Consider the following 17,051-nt stretch of genomic DNA (forward strand, 5'->3'; position numbering starts at 1 on the left):
TCATGCTGGCCGTTGGGTCGCGCCGCGCCAGAACGCGGTGAGATGCGACGCCGCGCCGTCGAGCAGCATCCGGCCGATCTCGTCGGCGTGCCGGTGCCGCCAGGACTCCTGCGGGGTGCCGCGCACCCACTGGTTGAAGGAACCCAGCGCCGGTCCGGTGTGGACCTGGTAGTTGACCTTGTCGTCGGGCCGGCCTTCCAGCGCGATCCGCGCGCTGTACCCGAAGTAGCGCCGGAAGATCAGGGCCATCTTCTGCTTCGGCTGCCGCTCGGCGCGCTCGAGCAGCTCGTGACGGTTGGTCGCGCGCAGGTGCCGGACGACGTCGGCCCAGACCTCGTCGAGCGACTTGCGGAAGTACGTGCGCTCGAGCAACGCCCTGGTCTTCGCGGGCAGGTCGTCGATGCCGTCGTGGTGGGTGTAGAGCGAGTACAGCTTGTTCCCGCGCGTCGGGAAGAACACGCCCTTGCGCAGCACCTGGACCTGGCTGCCGAGCTCGAACATGTCACCCGCCGGCGCGTAGTCGGTGTCGTGCACGTCGATGTCCTGCAGCATGTCCTTGACCGCGTCGCTGGTCGCGGCCTCCACCGTGCACTGGTTGACCGAGCCGGTGACGACGTAGTCGGCGCCGAGCACGAACGCGGCCGCCACCGCGGCGGGCGTGCCGATCCCGCCGGCCAGGCCCAGGCAGATCGGCTCGTCGTACCCGTACTCCTCCTGTGCGCGCCGGCGCACTTCGAGCATGGTGGGCAGCAGCGCGGTCGCGATGCCACCGTCGGTGTGCCCGCCCGAGTCCGCCTCGACGGTGATGTCGTGGCTCATCGGCACCCGCCGGGCGAGGTCGGCCTGCTCGGCGGTCAGCTCACCGTTCGCCCGCAGGCGGTCCAGCACCGAGTCGGGCGGGGGTGCCATGAACGTGGCCGCGACGTCGGGCCGGGACACCTTCGCCACGACGCGGTGGTCGCACACCGGCCTGCCACCGGGTCCCCGGCGCAGCCCCAGTGCGCGGTAGCGCACGAGCGCCGGGGTCACCTGGATGAACGCGGACGCTTCGACGAGCCGCACGCGGTGGCGCAGCAGCACGTCGACCATCGCGTCTTCCGTCGCGGGGTTGTCGTGGTCGGCCAAGAAGTTGACCCCGTAGGCGTGCTCATCGCCGAGTGCGCTCTGGATCTCCTTGATCCCGCGCTCGGTCTCCTCCGGCGCCAGGCCGGCGGTGCCGAGGAACCCGAGCATTCCCGCGCGTCCCAGCCTGGCGACCAGCTCGGGCGAGGCGATCCCGCGGTACATCCCGCCCGCGGCGTAGGCGTAGCGCAGGCGGTGGCGTTTCCGGAAGACCTCGCTGCCCAGGTCCCGGCCCCGGAGCCCGGACACCCGGTGCGTCGCGCGGGTCTGCTCGACGAGCTTCGTCAGCACCGCGCCGCCCAGTTCGACGAACTCGGTGATGCCCTCGTCGAGCACGTGCCGCACGCTCTCGGTCCACCGCACCGGCCGCACGATCTGGTCGGTGAGCATCCCTGCCGTGGCGCCGGTCGGATAGGGGCGGGCGGTGCAGTTCGCGATGACCGGCACCAGCGGGGTGCCGAGGTCGAAGCCCTCGAGGAACCGGCGGAACTCCCGCTGTGCCGAGCGCATCAGCGAGGAGTGGAACCCGCCCGACACGCGCAGCCGCACCCAGCGGACGCCGCGCGCCTGCAGGAAGTCGCCCAGCTCGTCGATCGACTCGGCGTCACCGGAGACCACGCACTGCTCCGGCGAGTTGTCGTTGGCGACGACGAGCGTGCAGAACCGGCCTTCGTGCAGGAGTTCGGTGACCTGGTCGCGACCGAGACCGGTCACCGCGATCATCCCGCCGCCATCGGCGCGGGCCATCAGCTCGCCGCGGCGCTGCACGAGGCGCAGCCCTGTCTCGAAGTCGAACGCGCCCGCCGCGTGCAGCGCGCAGTACTCGCCGAGGCTGTGCCCGGCGTAGTACGCCGCGTCCTCGCCACCGCGTTCCCGCCACTGCCGGTGGGCGAGCGCGCCGACCACGAACAGCGCCGGTTGGGTGAACTCCGTGCGGTTCAGTTCGCGCCGGGGGTCCTCGAGGCACAGTTCGCGGATCGAGTGGCCGAGCAGATCGGAGGCCTGCTCGGTCTGCTCGGGGAAGGCGTCGAACAGCTCGTGGCCCATGCCGCACGTCTGCGCCCCCTGGCCGGGAAAGATCACCGCTTTCATCGGCCCTCCCCGTAGAGCTCGTCGCACAGGCGAAGGATCTTGTTCAGCGACTGCGGGGCCACCACGACGTCGGCGTGGCTGGTCGTGTCCACCTCGGTGACGAAGAAGTCGTCGATCTGCTCTTCCCACTCGCGCCAGTACGCGGTTCCGTCGAGCGACGGGATGTCCGGGTTCGGGTGAAGCACCATGTACTCCTCGAAGTTCCCGAAGAACACGCCGCTGCGGTTCCGGACGTAGTAGCAACGCACCGCGTCCCGCCGCGGCAGCGGGTGAACCACGTGCTTCTCCGTGTGCAGCACCTCGAAGTAGCGCACCAGGTGCTCGACCTGGCTCCGCAGCTGCGCGTCGGTCTTGCCGGCCGTCAGGCGCGCGGCGGCGGCGATCAGCGAGTCGAAGAACTCCGGGTAGCTCTGCCGCGGATCCACCGCGTCGCGGTGCAGGACCCGGCTGGTCCCCGCGTCACCGTTCAGCTGGTTGTTGCCGAGCACCAGGTTGACCGCGCGGAACGCACTCACCTTCGCCGCGACGTCCGGCTCGTCCCTGCCGCCCTGCACGATCTCGTTGACCCTGTTGGTCGAGGTGGCGTCCAGGGAGTCCAGCATCACGAGTGAGTTGACCTCCGCGCCCTGCAGCTGGAGCTGGCGCACGACCTCGTAGGCCAGCAGGCCGCCGACGGAGAACCCTCCTACGTCGTAGGGGCCCTCCGGCTGGACCGCGCGGATGACGGACGCGTAGTGCCGGGCCATCGGCACCTGGCCGGTGAGGATCTCTCCCGACCCGGCCCAGCCCTTGGGCTGGATGCCGTAGAACGGACGTGCGGAGCGCTCCGCGATCGGGCGGTACAGCTCCACGCCACCGTTGCCGTGGTGGATCCAGAAGACCGGCCGGCCGGTGCCACCGGAGTTCATCCGCACCAGTTCGGGGAAGTCGGCCCTGGATTCCGGCACGCCGGCACGACCCGTGGTGTCCGTGATCCGGTCGATGACGTCCTGCAACGTCTCGCACTCGGCGACGACGTCGAGAGGAGGCGCCTCGCCGAGGTGCTTCTTCACCTGCGCCAGGAACTGGGCCAGGAAGATCGAGTCGAAGCCGTGCTGCCGCAGTGGCACGTCCCGGCCCAACTGCTCGGGGCCGAGCTCCAGCACACCGGCCATGAGCTCGGTGATCCGGGCTTCGAGGTCCGGCGACGCGAGGTCGGCGGACGTCACCACCTCCTCCGGTGCACGCCCGGTGTCCTCCGGCATCGGAAGCGGCGCGGCGGGCTGACGGACGACGCCGTCGCTTTCCGCCACCATCACCTGCTGCCCCAGGTCTCCTGCGTCCTCGGCACCCACGAACGCGCCGCGGAAACCGGCCTCGCCGAGCAGACGGCACCACGTGGCCGGTGCCAGGGCGGGAGATCCGCTGATGCGCGGTGCGGGGTCGTCGTAGCGCCACCAGCCGTCGAGCAGGCCGAAGGTGAGGTGGCTGAACAGGCTGTTGGTGCTCAGTTCGTTGAGGAGCAGGACACCCCCTGCCCGCAGGGCGGCCTTGGTGTTGCGCAGGGTGGTGCGGATGTCGCGCGTGGCGTGCAGCACGTTGGCGGCGATGACCAGGTCGAAGCCGCCCGCCGGCACGGACTGCCCGGCGAGGGGCTGCTCGACGTCGAACAGTTGGGTGTCCAGATAGGGGGCGATGTCGCCGTAGGTGCGCTGGGCGTGCAGCAGGAACACCTTGGAGATGTCGGTGTAGCAGTAGGTCTCGACGTGGTCGGCCCAGGGCTCGAGCGCCCGGAACACGGCCGCGCTGGTACCGCCGGTGCCCGCGCCGATCTCCAGGATGCGCAGCTTCGCGTCCGGGTCTTCGGCCAGGCGGCACCGGATGTACTCCTCCGCGGTGTCCGCGAGCACCTGGTTGAAGTAGCCGGCGACGGGGCTGTCCCGGTAGACGCCTTCGACGAGCTCGACGGAGGAGTCCGGGAACAGGACGTCGGTGGCCGGACGGCGCCCGGTCAGGACGTCCGCCAGTGCGCGCAGCGAGGTGTCCACGAGGACCGCCTGTGCGCGTTTGCCCTCGTCCGCCAGCCACCCGTCACGCTCGCGGTCCCACTCGGCCCACGCGGTGCCGAGGTCTGAACCCGTGTCCCCGGCGCGCGCGTACCTCCCTTCGCCGCGCTGGCGCAGATAGCCGGCCTGGGTCAGCACGGCCAGCGTGTGCCGCAGCCAGCCGTCGTGATGCTCCGCGATCGCTGCCTCGGCACGCAGTTCGGCGGCGGTGGCGGCGCGATCGTCGCCGAACAGCCCGAGCGACCGCAGAACACTCCAGGTGATCCGGGCGAGGGTGGCTTCCATCGCCGCCACGTGCTCGTCCGACTTGGCGCGGAGGCGGGCGACCTCGCCGGTGCGGTCCGGCCGGTTGTCGCGCAACGTCGTGATCGTGGACGGCACCAGCGCGGGCTGGTGGTCGAGGGTGTCGCCGCCGCCGAACTCGCCGACGGCGTGCGGTCCGGTCGTCTTCAGCAGTGCGAGCTGGTCGTGCGGCGACGCCATGAGCGCGTCGTAGGCGGCCATCCCGTCTTCCGGCTCGATCGACGCCACACCCGCCTCGGCCATCCGCGCGCGGTGGGCCGGGCTCGCAACGACACCGACACCGCCCCAGTAACCCCAGTTGATCGTCTTCACCGGGCATTCGAGCCGCGTGGCCAGGTGCTCGGCGAAGGCGTCGGAGAAGGTGCACCCGGCGGCGTAGTTGGCCTGGCCGGGAGCGGGGTCGAAGGACTGCAGGGAGGAGAAGAACACCGCGAAGTCCAGAGGCTGGTCCCCGAAGGCCTCGGCGATGTTGGCCGCCACGTCCGCCTTGGCCGAGTAGACCGAGTCGAAGTGCTCCTCGTCCATGGCTGCCAGACTCCGGTCGCCGAGCACGAGAGCGGAGTGCAGGACGCCTCGGACGGGACCGTGCCTGCGCACGATCTCGTCGCGGGCGCGGCACAACGCGGCGAGATCGGTGGCGTCGGCCCGCACGTACTCCGGCGCCGGGCCGAAGGCCGAGAGAGCCTGGCGGCGCGCCTCGATCTCCGCGTCCAGGGGCCTGCGGCCGATCCACACCACGCGCGCCTGGTGGCGGCGCATCACGTGCTCGGTCCAGACCGCACCGATACCGCCCGCACCACCGATGGCCACGACGACATCACCGGGCGGCGGTGCCACACCGGCGTTCCCGAACTCCGGCGCGGGCACCTCCAGCAGCCGCTGCCGGTACCACTCCCCGTGGCGGTGGGCCAGCAGCTCGCCGCGCTGGTCCGCCGGCAGGCACAGCACGTCGTCCCACGGCACGGGCTGGTCGGCGGAGACGTCCACGACGCGGACAGACCAGTGCGGGTACTCCTTGGCCAGCGAGCCGAACAGGCCGTGCGCCCCAGCGGACGAGGGCTCCACGCGGGTGTCACCGGGCAGCAGCCGGGCTTGCCGGGTGAGCACGGTCCAGCCGATCTCCCCGGCGTCTGCACCGGCTGCCAGCACGGCCTTGACCAGCCGGAACGCGGTGCCGACGTCGGCCGGACCGACCCAGACCACGTGCTCGAAGCCGGCCTGGAGGCGCAGGTCAGCCGAGGCGACGTCATCGGCGTCGAGCACGACGGCGCCGGGACAGCGGCGGCGGAACTCGGCCTGCTCGGCCTCGGTACCGCCGAGCAGCACCACGCGTGCTCCTTCCGCCGGCTCCCGCGGGCACTTCTCGATCCGCACCGCGTCCCACACCGGCGCCAGCAGGCGGGTGCGAGCCTGCGACCGCGGCGAAGGCCGCGGAGCCGAGGTGGCGCGCGTGCTGAAGCCCAGCCAGCGCGCGCACACGTTCCCGTCGGTGTCGCACAGGTCGATGTCCAGCGTGTTCGCTTCAGCGGTGCGACGGACGACGGCCCAGCCTTCACCGGGCATCGCGGACAGCACCTGGAACTCGCGCACGGCGAACGGCACCTCCGTGCCCTGCGGGTCGCCGCGCTCGGCGAGCCACAGGCCGAGGCACGTCTGCAGCGCGCCGTCGAGCATCGCCAAACCGGGCCTCGCCGAGCGCGGTGCGCGCAGGCGCGCGACCGCGAGTCCTTCGCCGCAGTGCAGCGTGTCGATGGTGCGCAGTGCGGGTCCGTAGCTGATGCCGATGCGCTCGAACAGCTCGTAACACTCGGCGCCGGTGTGCTGCGCCTGGCAGTTCTCGACCAGCGCCCGGACGTCGACGGCCGGGATGTCCGGCGCGGTGCCGACCTGCGCGACGCCCGTCGCGTGGACCGTTCGCTCGTCACCGCGAACGCACAGCTCGAATGAACGCTGCTCGCCATCAGTCTGGTTCCAGCGCACCTCGACCTGGCACGGCCCGGTGACCTGGATCGGCCGGAGCCACGCCACGTCGTGCAACCGGAAGCCCTCTGGCACGCCCAGCGCGTCCCCGACCAGCGCGAGCTGCGCGACACCGGGCAACAGCGGCGTCCCGTGCACGCGATGGTCGCGCACGTGCTCTTCGTCGCCGGTGAGGCCGGACCGGTGGCACGTCTCCACCGGCTCCGCAGGCACCGCCTTCGGCCGGTCGCCCGCGTCGGCCGCCCAGTAGCGCCGCAGGTGGAAAGGATAGGTGGGCAACGGGATGCGGCGCGGTGGCGCACCGCGGTGCAGCCGCTTCCAGTCGAAGTCGAAGCCGGTGGCCCAGAGCTCCAGCAGGCGGTCGAGCTTGCCCTTGTCGACCCAGCTGTCCATCGCGGCCGCGATGTCCTCGTCGCCCGCGAGGACGCGCCACATCGGTTGCTGGTCGCGGTGGCCGCGGTGCAGGCCCTGCGACCGGTCACCGGCGACGAACTCCTTCAGCCGGGCCTGCAACTCCGCGACGGTCCCGGCGACGAACGCCAGCCGCTCGGGCATCGCGACCCGGCCGACCTGGAGGGTGTGCGCGACCCGCGGCAGGTCGTCGTCCGGCGGCCCGGTTTCGTCGATCCAGGCGAGCAGCTGCTCGGCCCGTGCCGTCAGCGTGCCGGAGTCGTTCGCGGACAGGACCACGGCGACCGGGGTTCGCACCTCGGGGACCGGAGCGACCGGCGGCACGTACTCCTCCAGGACGACGTGCGCGTTCACCCCGCCGAAGCCGAACGAGCTCACCCCGGCCCGGCGCGGCAGTTCCGCCCCGGTGTCGTCGACCGGCGCGGGCCACGGCGTGCGTTCCCGCACGAGGTAGAACGGGGTGTCCTCGAGTTCGATGTAGGGGTTCACCGGCTCGCTGTGCAGGCTCTGCACCAACGTGCGGTGGCGCATCTGCAGGAGCACCTTGATCACTCCCGCCACACCGGCGGACAGCTCCAGGTGCCCGATGTTCGTCTTCACCGACCCGATACCGCAGTGGACGTCGTCCAGCTGCGCGCCGCGGTCGGCGTAGAGGTCGCGGAACGCTTCGGCCAGCGCGCCGATCTCGATCGGGTCGCCGAGCTTGGTGCCGGTGCCGTGCGCCTCGACGTACCCGATGGTGCGCGGGTCGATCCCGGCCCTCCGGTGCGCTGCGCGGATCACCGCAGCCTGCGCCTTCGGGTTCGGCGAGGTCAACGAGTTCGCCCGGCCGCCGTGGTTCGCCGCGGTTCCCCGGATCGCGCCGTAGATGTGGTCGCCGTCGCGCTCCGCCGCCGACAACCTCTTCAGCACCAGCATCCCGACGCCTTCACCCCGCGCGTAACCGTTCGCGCGATCGGAGAAGGTCTTGCACCGGCCGTCCTCGCTCAGCATCCCGACCCGGCCGAAGCTGATGTGCCCGTCCGGGACCAGCAGCGTGTTGACGCCACCGACGACGGCCAGCGAGCACTCCCCGCGTTCCAGCGCGGCGACCGCCCGGTGCAATGCGACCAGGGAGCTGGAGCAGGCCGTCTCGACCGGCTCGCTCGGACCGTGCACGTCGAGGAAGAAGCTCATCCGGTTCGGGCCGATCGACGGCACGGTGGCCGTGGCCGCGACTCCGTCAGCACGCCGGCCGCCGGCGTCGATCAGCCGCTCGTACCCGGTGTTCGCGGTTCCCGCGATGATGGCGAGATCGGTGCCCGCCAGCGCGTCCGCCGCGTAACCCGCGTCCTCGAGCGCTTTCCACACGTAGAGCATCAGCAGCCGCTGCTGCGGGTCCATGAGTGCGGCTTCCTTCGGCGCGATGCCGAAGAACTCCGGGTCGAAGTCCGCGACGCCGTCCATGAACCCGCCCCACTTGACGTTCGTGCGCCCGGCGTCGTCGAAGGGGTCGCCGTACAGCTCTCGCCAGTCCCACCGGTCGGCTGGCACCTCGCTGATGCAGTCCCGGCCCTCGGAGAGGTTGCGCCAGAACGCATCCACGTCATCGGCCTGCGGGAACCGGCCACTGATCCCGACGATCGCGACCGGATCCACCGTCTCCGGCTCGGTGCTCGACGGGGCGGTCGCCGGTTTCGCCTGCCGTTGCGGCGCGGGTGTCCGAGTACGCGGAATCCTCGGTGCGGGCACAGAGGACTCGGGCGCGGCCGTCTCGGGCACAGCGGGGCTGGGCGCGGCGGGGCGCAGTCCGAGCCGGTCGGCCAGAACGGCCCCGTGCTCGGCGACCAGGTGCGACGCCAACGCGGCCAGCGTCGGGTGCTCGAACACCACCGTCGGCTTCAGCTCCAGGCCCAGCTCGTCGTTCACCGTGCTCACGAGCTGGCTGATGACCACTGAGTCCAGCCCGTACTCACCGAGCTCCACCTCCACGTCGAGGTCCTCGGCACCGACCTTCAGCAACAACCGGACCTTGTCCGCGAGCACGTCACAAACCCGGTCGCGCAACACATCTCCGCTGACACCGGCCGGCGCAAAAGCGCCGGTCCGTTTCATCGCGCGGGCCAGGCGCAGGGCCTCGCGCTTGTCGATCTCTCCGCGGCTCACCAGCTCGTAGAGCTCGGCCGCCGAACTGACGTGAACGCTCATGTCAGGCTCCGTTCGAAGTCGTCCGCGCTGATCGAGCCGTCCCCCGCGGCTTCGATCAGCTGGAACAGGAACTCGTCTTCGTCGGGATCCGCCGGTTCGGCCGCCGGCCCCGTCGGCGCGCGATCGAGCGAGCGGACGCGGAAACCACGCAGCCGCACGCAAATCTCGCCTTCCTCGTCACACACGTCGATGTCGAGCGCTTGCTCCGCGGCCACCGGACCGTCCGCGCCGAACCGGACGACCACCCACGCGGACGCGGGCAGCGGCCGCAGCACGCGGACCTCCGCGACCGAATGCGGCAGCGCGGCGGGCACCGCGTCGTCGCCTGCCCCTGCGAACAGTCCGACCGTGCTCTGGAACGCCGCGTCCAGCAGGCTCGGGTGCAGCACGAACGAGGCGTCGGCCGCCGCGGTCGACGGCAGCCGCAGCCGGGCCACCGCGAGGCGTGAAGTCCCTGAACCGCAGTGCAAACGCTCAACCGCTCGCATCGCGGGGCCGTAGCCGAGACCGAGGCCCCCGAGCCGCTCGTAGCACTCCTCCGCGTCGAACACGGGACCGTCGCACTCCTCGACCAGTCGCCGGACGTCGACCCGCGGCAACGGTTCGGATCCGGTCTCCTCGGTCAGCACGCCGTGCCCGTGCACGACGCGTTCGCCATCCGCCCCGGTGGTGAACACCTGATAGGACAACGTGTCCGGCGCCTCCGCCGACACTCCGATGTGGACGTCGGTGGCCTGTTCCACCAGAAGAGGCCGTTCCCAGGTGGCGTCGGCGAGCGACCAGGACCGGTCACCACCTGCCGCGAGCGCGGCCGCGGCGCGCGCCATCTCGAGGTAGGCCGCCCCCGGCAGCACCGGCACGCCGCGCACCCGGTGGTCGGCGAGGAAGAACTCGCGGCCGGTGAGGTGCGAGGTGTAGCGCTGTCCGGTCAGGTCCGAGGTGTTCGTGCGCACCAACGGGTGCAGCGCGGCGACGCCGGCCCCGGCCACCGGACCGCTCGTGTCGAGCCAGTAGCGCTTCAGGCGGAACGGGTAGGTCGGCAGCGGGATCCGCCGCGGCGACCCGGTGTGCCACCGGCTCCAGTCGATCTCGGCTCCGCGCACCCAGGCGCACACCGCGTCGGTCGCGTCGGTTCCGGCGGGCGCCGCGGGAACATCGTCGCGGGCGACACGACCGGCCACGACGGTGTCGTCCGGTGTCCCGCGCAGCCACGACTCCAGGCCCGCGGCGAGCTCGTCGACGCTGCCCGCGACGCAGCCCAGCCGCTCGGTCATCGCGGTCCGTCCGACCTGGGAGGTGTAGGCGATCGACGGCAGGTCGCCGTCGCGGTGGGTGCCGTCGCGCAGCGCTTCGACCCACCGCTCGGCCAGCGTGCGCAGCACCTCGGGGTGGCTCGCGGACAGCACGACCGGCAGTGGTCGCGCGGGCGGTGCGTCGGCCACCGGCTTCGGCACGTACTCCTCGAGCACGACGTGCGCGTTCGCGCCGCCGAAGGCGAAGGAGCTCACCCCCGCCCTGCGCGGCAGTTCCGCCCCGCTGCCGTCGACCGGCGCCACCCACGGCCGCCGCTCGCGCACCAGGTAGAACGGGCTGCCGTCCAGCTTGACGTACGGGTTGACCTCGTCGCAGTGCAGGCTCGGCACGAGGGTGCGGTGCTTCATCTGCTGCAGCACCTTGATCATGCCCGCCACGCCGGCCGCGACCTCGAGGTGCCCGATGTTCGTCTTCACCGACCCGATACCGCAGTGGGCGCCGGTCACCTCCGCCCCCGCGTCGGCGTAGAGGTCGCGGAACGCCTCCTTGAGCCCGTTGATCTCCACCGGATCCCCGAGCTTCGTGCCCGTGCCGTGCGCCTCGACGTAGCCGACCGTGCGCGGATCGATCCCGGCCTTCCGGTGCGCCGCGCGGATCACCGCCGCCTGCGCCTTCGGATTCGGCGCCGTCAACGAGTTCGCGCGACCACCGTGGTTCTCGGCCGTTCCCCGGATCAGCCCGTAGATGTGGTCACCGTCGCGTTCCGCCGCCGACAACCTCTTCAACACCAGCATCCCGACGCCCTCGCCCCGCGCGTAACCGTCCGCGCGGTCCGAGAACGTCTTGCTCCGGCCGTCCACGCTCAACATGCCTGCCTTGCTCATGCTGATGTGCAGGTCCTTGCTGATCACCGTGTTGATGCCGCCGACGATCGCCATGTCGGACGTGCCGTCCTGCAGGACACCGACCGCGCGGTGGGTGGCGATCAGCGCGCTGGAGCACGCGGTGTCGACGGGCTCGCTCGGACCGTGCACGCCGAGGAAGAAGCTCATCCGGTTCGGGCCGAGGCAGGGTGCCGCCCCGGTCGCGTCGTAGGGCTCCACGACCGGCGAGTGCTTCGCGACCATCGTGGGATATCCGGTGCTCGCGGTGCCGACGATGACGGCCATGTCGCTGCCCGCCACGGACTCCGCCGCGTACCCGGCGTCTTCCAGCGCCTTCCACGCGTACAGCAGCAGGAGCCGCTGCTGCGGGTCCATGAGCTCGGCCTCACGCGGCGAAATGTCGAAGAACAGCGGGTCGAAGTCGCCGACGCCCTCGATGAACCCGCCCCACTTGACGTTGCTGGTGTTGGGTTCCTTGATCGGGTCGCCGAAGCACTCCCGCCAGTCCCAGCGGTCGGCCGGGATCTCGCCGATGCAGTCGCGGCCCTCCGAGAGGTTGCGCCAGAACTCGGCGATGTCCTCGGCCATCGGCAACCGCCCGCTCATGCCGATCACGGCGATCGGTTCCGGGCCTGCCGGGAGCGGCGTGGGCTCTGCCACCACCGGTTCGGGCGTGACCTGGTTCGAGTGGTGCTCCAGCAGGAACTCCGCCAGCCCGTTCAAGGTCGGGTACTCGAACAGCACCGTCGGGTCCAGCGCCACCCCGAACCGCTCGTTCACCGCCGTGACCAACTCGGTCAGCGACAACGAGTCCACGCCGTACCTGCTCAGCTCACGGCCGCCTTCGATCCGCTCCACCGGCAGCCGCAACACCGACGCCGTCAACTCCACCAGCTCGGCGAGCAACGCCGCCCGCGACGACGGACCGCCGGTCGGCTCGCTGGTCGGCTCGACCGCCGGCTCGGGTGCTGGTTCGGGTGCTGTTACGGGCGCTGGTTCGGGCGCTGGTTCGAAGACGTCGCGGTGGTCATCCAGCAGGTGTGCGGCGAGGCTGTCGAGAGTCGGGTGCTCGATCAGCAGCGTGGGGACCAGGTTCAGCCCGAACTCGTCGTTCAGCACGCCAACGAAGTCGACCAGCGAGATCGAGTCGAACCCGTACTCGCTCAGGTCCACCGCTCCTTCGATCTCGTCGGCGGGAACGTCGAGCAGGCGCGACACGCGGTCGGCGAGCAGTCCCACCAGGGCTCGGGGTTCGGACACGACGTCGACCTCCGGTTCGGTCACGGGATCCGGTGCGGCCAGCAGGGTCTGCTGGATCCGGTCCGGGTCGCCGTACATCACGAGAACGTGCGGTTCGCCGCTGCCGCAGGCGCGGTACAGCGCTTCCACCCCGGCTGCCGCGGGCATGGGGAGGATGCCGAGCGCGTCGCGCACGCTCCGCTCGGTCGCGGCGTCCACGCGCATCCCGCCGTCCGCCCACAGCGGCCACCCGACGCTGAGCGTCCGGCCGTGCCGCTCCCCCGCGGCCACCGACGCGGCGCGCCGCGCGGCATATCCGTCCAGGAAGGCGTTGGCCGCGGCGTAGTCGGCCTGACCGGGGTTCCCGGACGCCGACAGCGAGGAGAAGCCGATGAAGAACTCCAGGTTCTCCCCCGCGGTCGCCTCGTCGAGGTTCACGAATCCGGTGACCTTCGCGGCGAGCACCTCCCGCAGGTCCGCGGTGTCCTTCTTGGCGAGGTAGCCGTCCCGCAGCACCCCGGCGCTGTGCAACACGCCGTCGATGCGACCGTGTTCGGCCACGACCTCCGCGACACACCGTTCGACGGCGGGCCGGTCGGCGACGTCCAGCCGCCGGTAGCCCGCGGTCGCACCAGCCGCACGCAGTTCGTCGAGCAGCTGCGCGGGTTCCTCGGGCGAGCGCCCGCACAGCACGAGCACGGGTCCGGCGACGCGGGCGGCGATCTCCCCGGCGAACACCCGGCCAAGACCGCCCGCACCACCGGTGATCAGGTACACGCCGCCCGCGCGCCACGGCTGCACCGCGGGGGCTTCGATCTCGGTCCACCGCGCCACCTCGCGGCGCCCGGCCACCTCCCTGGTCATCACCTCGTCCGCGTTGCCCGCCTCCTGGCTCAGGCGCGTCGCCACGCTGTCCGCGTCAGCGCCGGAAGACACCACGACCAGCTGGGTGACCAGCTTCGGGTGTTCGAGGCGCGCGGTGCGCAGGAGCCCGGCGAGCCCGGTGTGCGGTCGGTGCTCGGCACCGTCCGGTACCACGACCTGGAGCAGCACCCGGCCTTCCCGGCTCGCGGTCACGGCCTTCTGCAGGTGGGTGAGCAACTGCTCGGACTGCCGGGTGAAGTCGGTTGCGACGTCCTCACCGCTGGGCAGCTCGACACACGTGACGCCCGTGCGGGCCGCGAGATCACCGGGGTCGACGGTGGCGAGACCGGCCAGCAGCACCTCGTGCCGGACGAACCGCTCCGCCCCCAGGCCGTTGGTGGCGGGGTGCCAGCTGGGGCGCGCGAGCACGAGCGCGCCGGAGCCGACTCCGGCGGCCTGGCCGGTCGCAGTCCGGCCGGCCACGGCCTCGTCGGGGACCGGCTGGCCGGTCGCCGCCTGATCAGGCACCGTCTGGCCGGTCGCCGCCTGGTCAGGCACCGTCTGGCCGGTCGCCGCCTGGTCAGGCACCGTCTGGCCGGTCGCCGCCTGGTCAGGCACCGTCTGGCCGGACACCGCCTGGTCAGGCACCGTCTGGCCGGACACCGCCTGGTCAGGCACCGTCTGGCCGGTCGCCGCCTGGTCAGGCACCGTCTGGCCGGACACCGCCTGGTCAGGCACCGTCTGGCCGGACACCGCCTCGTCGGGCACCGGCTGGTCAGGCACCGGCTGGTCGTCCGTGGTCGGCAGTGCCCGGAAGGTGAATCCGAGCAGCCGCACGCACACCTCGCCCGCCTCGTCGCACAGGTCGATGTCCAGCCGCCGCACGACCCCCGGCCGGTCGTTGCCCGAGGGCCGGATGACCGCCCAGCCCGCGTCCGGAGTCGCCGCGTGCACGCGCACCTCGGTGAGCGCGAAAGGCAACGCGGCGGACACCTCGTCCGCGCCTTCGGCCAGTGCGAGGCCGAGAGTGGCCTGTAGCGCGGAGTCGAGCATCGCGGGATGCAAGGTGAGGTCGTCACCGCCGGGCCTGCGCAGGCGGGCGACGATCAGGCCGTCGCCGATGTCGAGCTGCTCGACGCCGCGCATCGCGGGTCCGAGGCCCATCGCCGTTCCCTCGTAGAGGGCATAGCACTCGGCGCGGGAGAGGGACCGCCGCGTGCACCGCGCCCGCAGCGCGGTGATGTCCAGGCGGGGCGGCGCCGCGGGGACGGACGGTTCGACCTGGCCCTGGCCGTGCGTGCCGCCGGTGGACGTCGAGATCCGGTAGGTGAACGCGCCGCGGTCCTGTGGTTCGAGGGTGACCTCGGCGGCCGTCGGGCCCGTGATCCGGGCCGGGCGGGTCCAGACGACGTTGCGCAGCGCCACCCCGGTCGCCGGGAACCCCTCGGCCTCGGCGGCGGCCCTCGCCAGCTCCAGGTACGCGACGCCCGGCAGCACCGGCACGCCGGAAACCCGGTGGTGGTCGAGGAAGAACTCGCGGCCGGTGAGGTCTGCGGCGTGGCAGCGCTCGGCACCAGGTCGCTTGTGGACGATGAGTGGTGCGACGGCGGGCGTGGTGATCCAGTACCGCTCACCGCCGAACGGGTATCCGGGCAGCGGGACCACGCGGAAGCCGTCGTCGGCGAACAGCCGGCCGAGCGAGGTGACCTCGCCGCGCACGTACCGCCGCGCCACCTCGGTGAGCGCCAGACCGTCCGGGACCGCAGCGGGTTCCGGCTCGTCGGGCACCGCACCCGTGACGACCGACTCGGCGTGGCCGTCGCGCAGCCACGTGCGCATGGCCTCGAGCCACACCGTCCGGTTCGCCGCGACACAGGCCCAGCGCAGGTTCTCGTGGCGGCGGCCGGTCGCCATGGTGTGGGCGGCGTCGCCGAGATCGAGGTCCTCGCGGGCTTCGACGTGGGCGAGCACGCGTTCGACGTGCGTGCGCAGCGCACGCTCGTCCTGTGCGGACAGCACCATCAGCCACTCGGCGCGCTCCGGGTGCGCCGGGCCGCTGGACGCGGGCGCTTCCTCGACGACGAGATGCGCGTTGGTGCCGCTGGCCCCGAACGAGCTCACCCCGGCGCGGCGCGGACCGGACTCGGGTTCGCGCCAGTCGAGGCACTCGACCGGGACGTAGAACGGACTGCCTTCCAGTGCGATCGCCGGATTCGGCCGTGTGAAGTGCAGCGACGGCGGCAGCCGGCGGTGGTGCAGCGCGAGCAGTGCTTTGATCGTGCCGGCGACGCCCGCGGTGAACTGCGTGTGCCCGATGTTGGTTTTGATCGAACCCAGCGCGCAGCTGCCTTCCGGCGCACCGGCGAACGCCTTGACCAGCGCGCCGAACTCGACCGGGTCGCCGAGCGGGGTGCCGGTGCCGTGGGCCTCGATCAGCTGGGCGCCGCCCGGTCGCACGCCCGCGTCGCGGTGGACCTGGCGGACCAGGTCCTCCTGGGCCTCGGCGCTCGGCGCGGTGATGCCGTTGGTCGCGCCGTCCTGGTTCACACCGGAGCCGCTGATGACGCCGTACACGTGGTCGCCGTCGCGCACGGCGTCGCTCAGCCGCTTCAGCACGAGGACGCCGGCTCCCTCACCGGGCACCATGCCGTCCGCACTCGCGTCGAAGGTACGGCACCGTCCGTTGGGCGACAACATCTTCGCGGTGGCGGAGTACTCGTAGAGCCTCGGTGTGGCCTGGACGAACACGCCGCCCGCCAGCGCCATCGACACGGTGCCGAGCCGCAGGCTGTCACAGGCCATGTGGATGGCCACGAGCGAGCTCGAGCACGCCGAGTCGACCGCGACCGCGGGGCCGGACAGGTCGAGCAGGTACGAGATCCGCGACGCGATGACCGAGGCCATGTTGCCCCACATGGTCTGCGGGGGCCGCTCGCCGCCGATCAGCTGGTGGTAGTCACCGGGGTAGGCGCCGACGTAGACGCCGCACGCGCGGTCGGTGAGCCGCTCGCCCGCGTAGCCGGCGTCCTCCAGCGCGTGCCAGCACTCCTCGAGGAACACGCGCTGCTGCGGATCGGCGTGCACCGCCTCGGTGCCGGAAACGCTGAAGAACAGCGCGTCGAAGCGGGCCGGGTCGTCGAGGAAGCTGCCGAACTGGCGGCCCGCCTTCGGGCCGAGCTTCCCGGTCAGGTCCCAGCGAGTCACCTCGCCCACCAGGTCGTCACCGGCGGCCAGGTGCGCCCACAGGCTCTCGGCGTCCGGGCTGCCCGCGAACCGGGCGGCGACGCCGACGACCGCGATGGGCTCGCGCGCCGGAGCGGCCTGCGGCAGCGGGCTCGCCGGGGACGCCCCACCCACCCAGGCGCCGCGGCGCTGGAAGGGATAGGTGGGCAACGGCGTGCGGCGCACGTCGAGGCCGGTGAACAACCCGTCCGCCGCCAGCTCCGCACCGCCGGACCACCGCGTCCTGATCCGCTCCAGCTCCGCGTCCGCCGCGGGGTGCGCGGTCCCGTCCGCGAGCCAGCTCTCCAGCCGGCTCACCAGGGTTTCGCGGTCCGCAGCGGCGAAGGCCACCCGGTGGGCGAAGTGACCGCGGCCGTGCGCGAGCACGTAACTGATGTCGCCGAGCACGGCATCCGGCGTCGCGGACAGGTGACCGGCCAGGTCGGCG

At 72.1% G+C, this 17,051-nt stretch carries 3 protein-coding genes (1 of these 3 cut by a window edge); all 3 read right to left on the minus strand.

Annotation, left to right across the window (positions count from 1 at the left end; translation table 11 throughout):
* Tightly spaced (each overlapping or abutting the next), the 3 genes in view from fabD to FKR81_RS11875 form a layout consistent with a single transcriptional unit that may run on beyond the window.
* Positions 1 to 2,214, minus strand: a complete 2,214-nt coding sequence (fabD, locus tag FKR81_RS11865) for an ACP S-malonyltransferase (protein WP_146351049.1) — start codon at positions 2,212 to 2,214, stop codon at positions 1 to 3.
* Positions 2,211 to 9,140 (minus strand): SDR family NAD(P)-dependent oxidoreductase, encoded by a 6,930-nt coding sequence (locus FKR81_RS11870; protein ID WP_146351050.1) that lies wholly within the window; start codon positions 9,138 to 9,140, stop codon positions 2,211 to 2,213. Before FKR81_RS11870 ends, fabD begins: the two co-directional genes overlap by 4 nt.
* On the minus strand, positions 9,137 to 17,051 hold the 3' portion of the coding sequence (locus FKR81_RS11875) for an SDR family NAD(P)-dependent oxidoreductase (RefSeq protein WP_186762922.1). Its footprint extends 15,125 nt past the window's final position; 7,915 of the gene's 23,040 nt are visible here — the last part of the coding sequence; the start codon falls outside the window, past its right edge; the stop codon is at positions 9,137 to 9,139. The genes FKR81_RS11870 and FKR81_RS11875 overlap by 4 nt, the downstream gene beginning before the upstream one ends.

It is taken from the genome of Lentzea tibetensis, from assembly GCF_007845675.1.
GTDB classification, from domain to species: domain Bacteria; phylum Actinomycetota; class Actinomycetes; order Mycobacteriales; family Pseudonocardiaceae; genus Lentzea; species Lentzea tibetensis.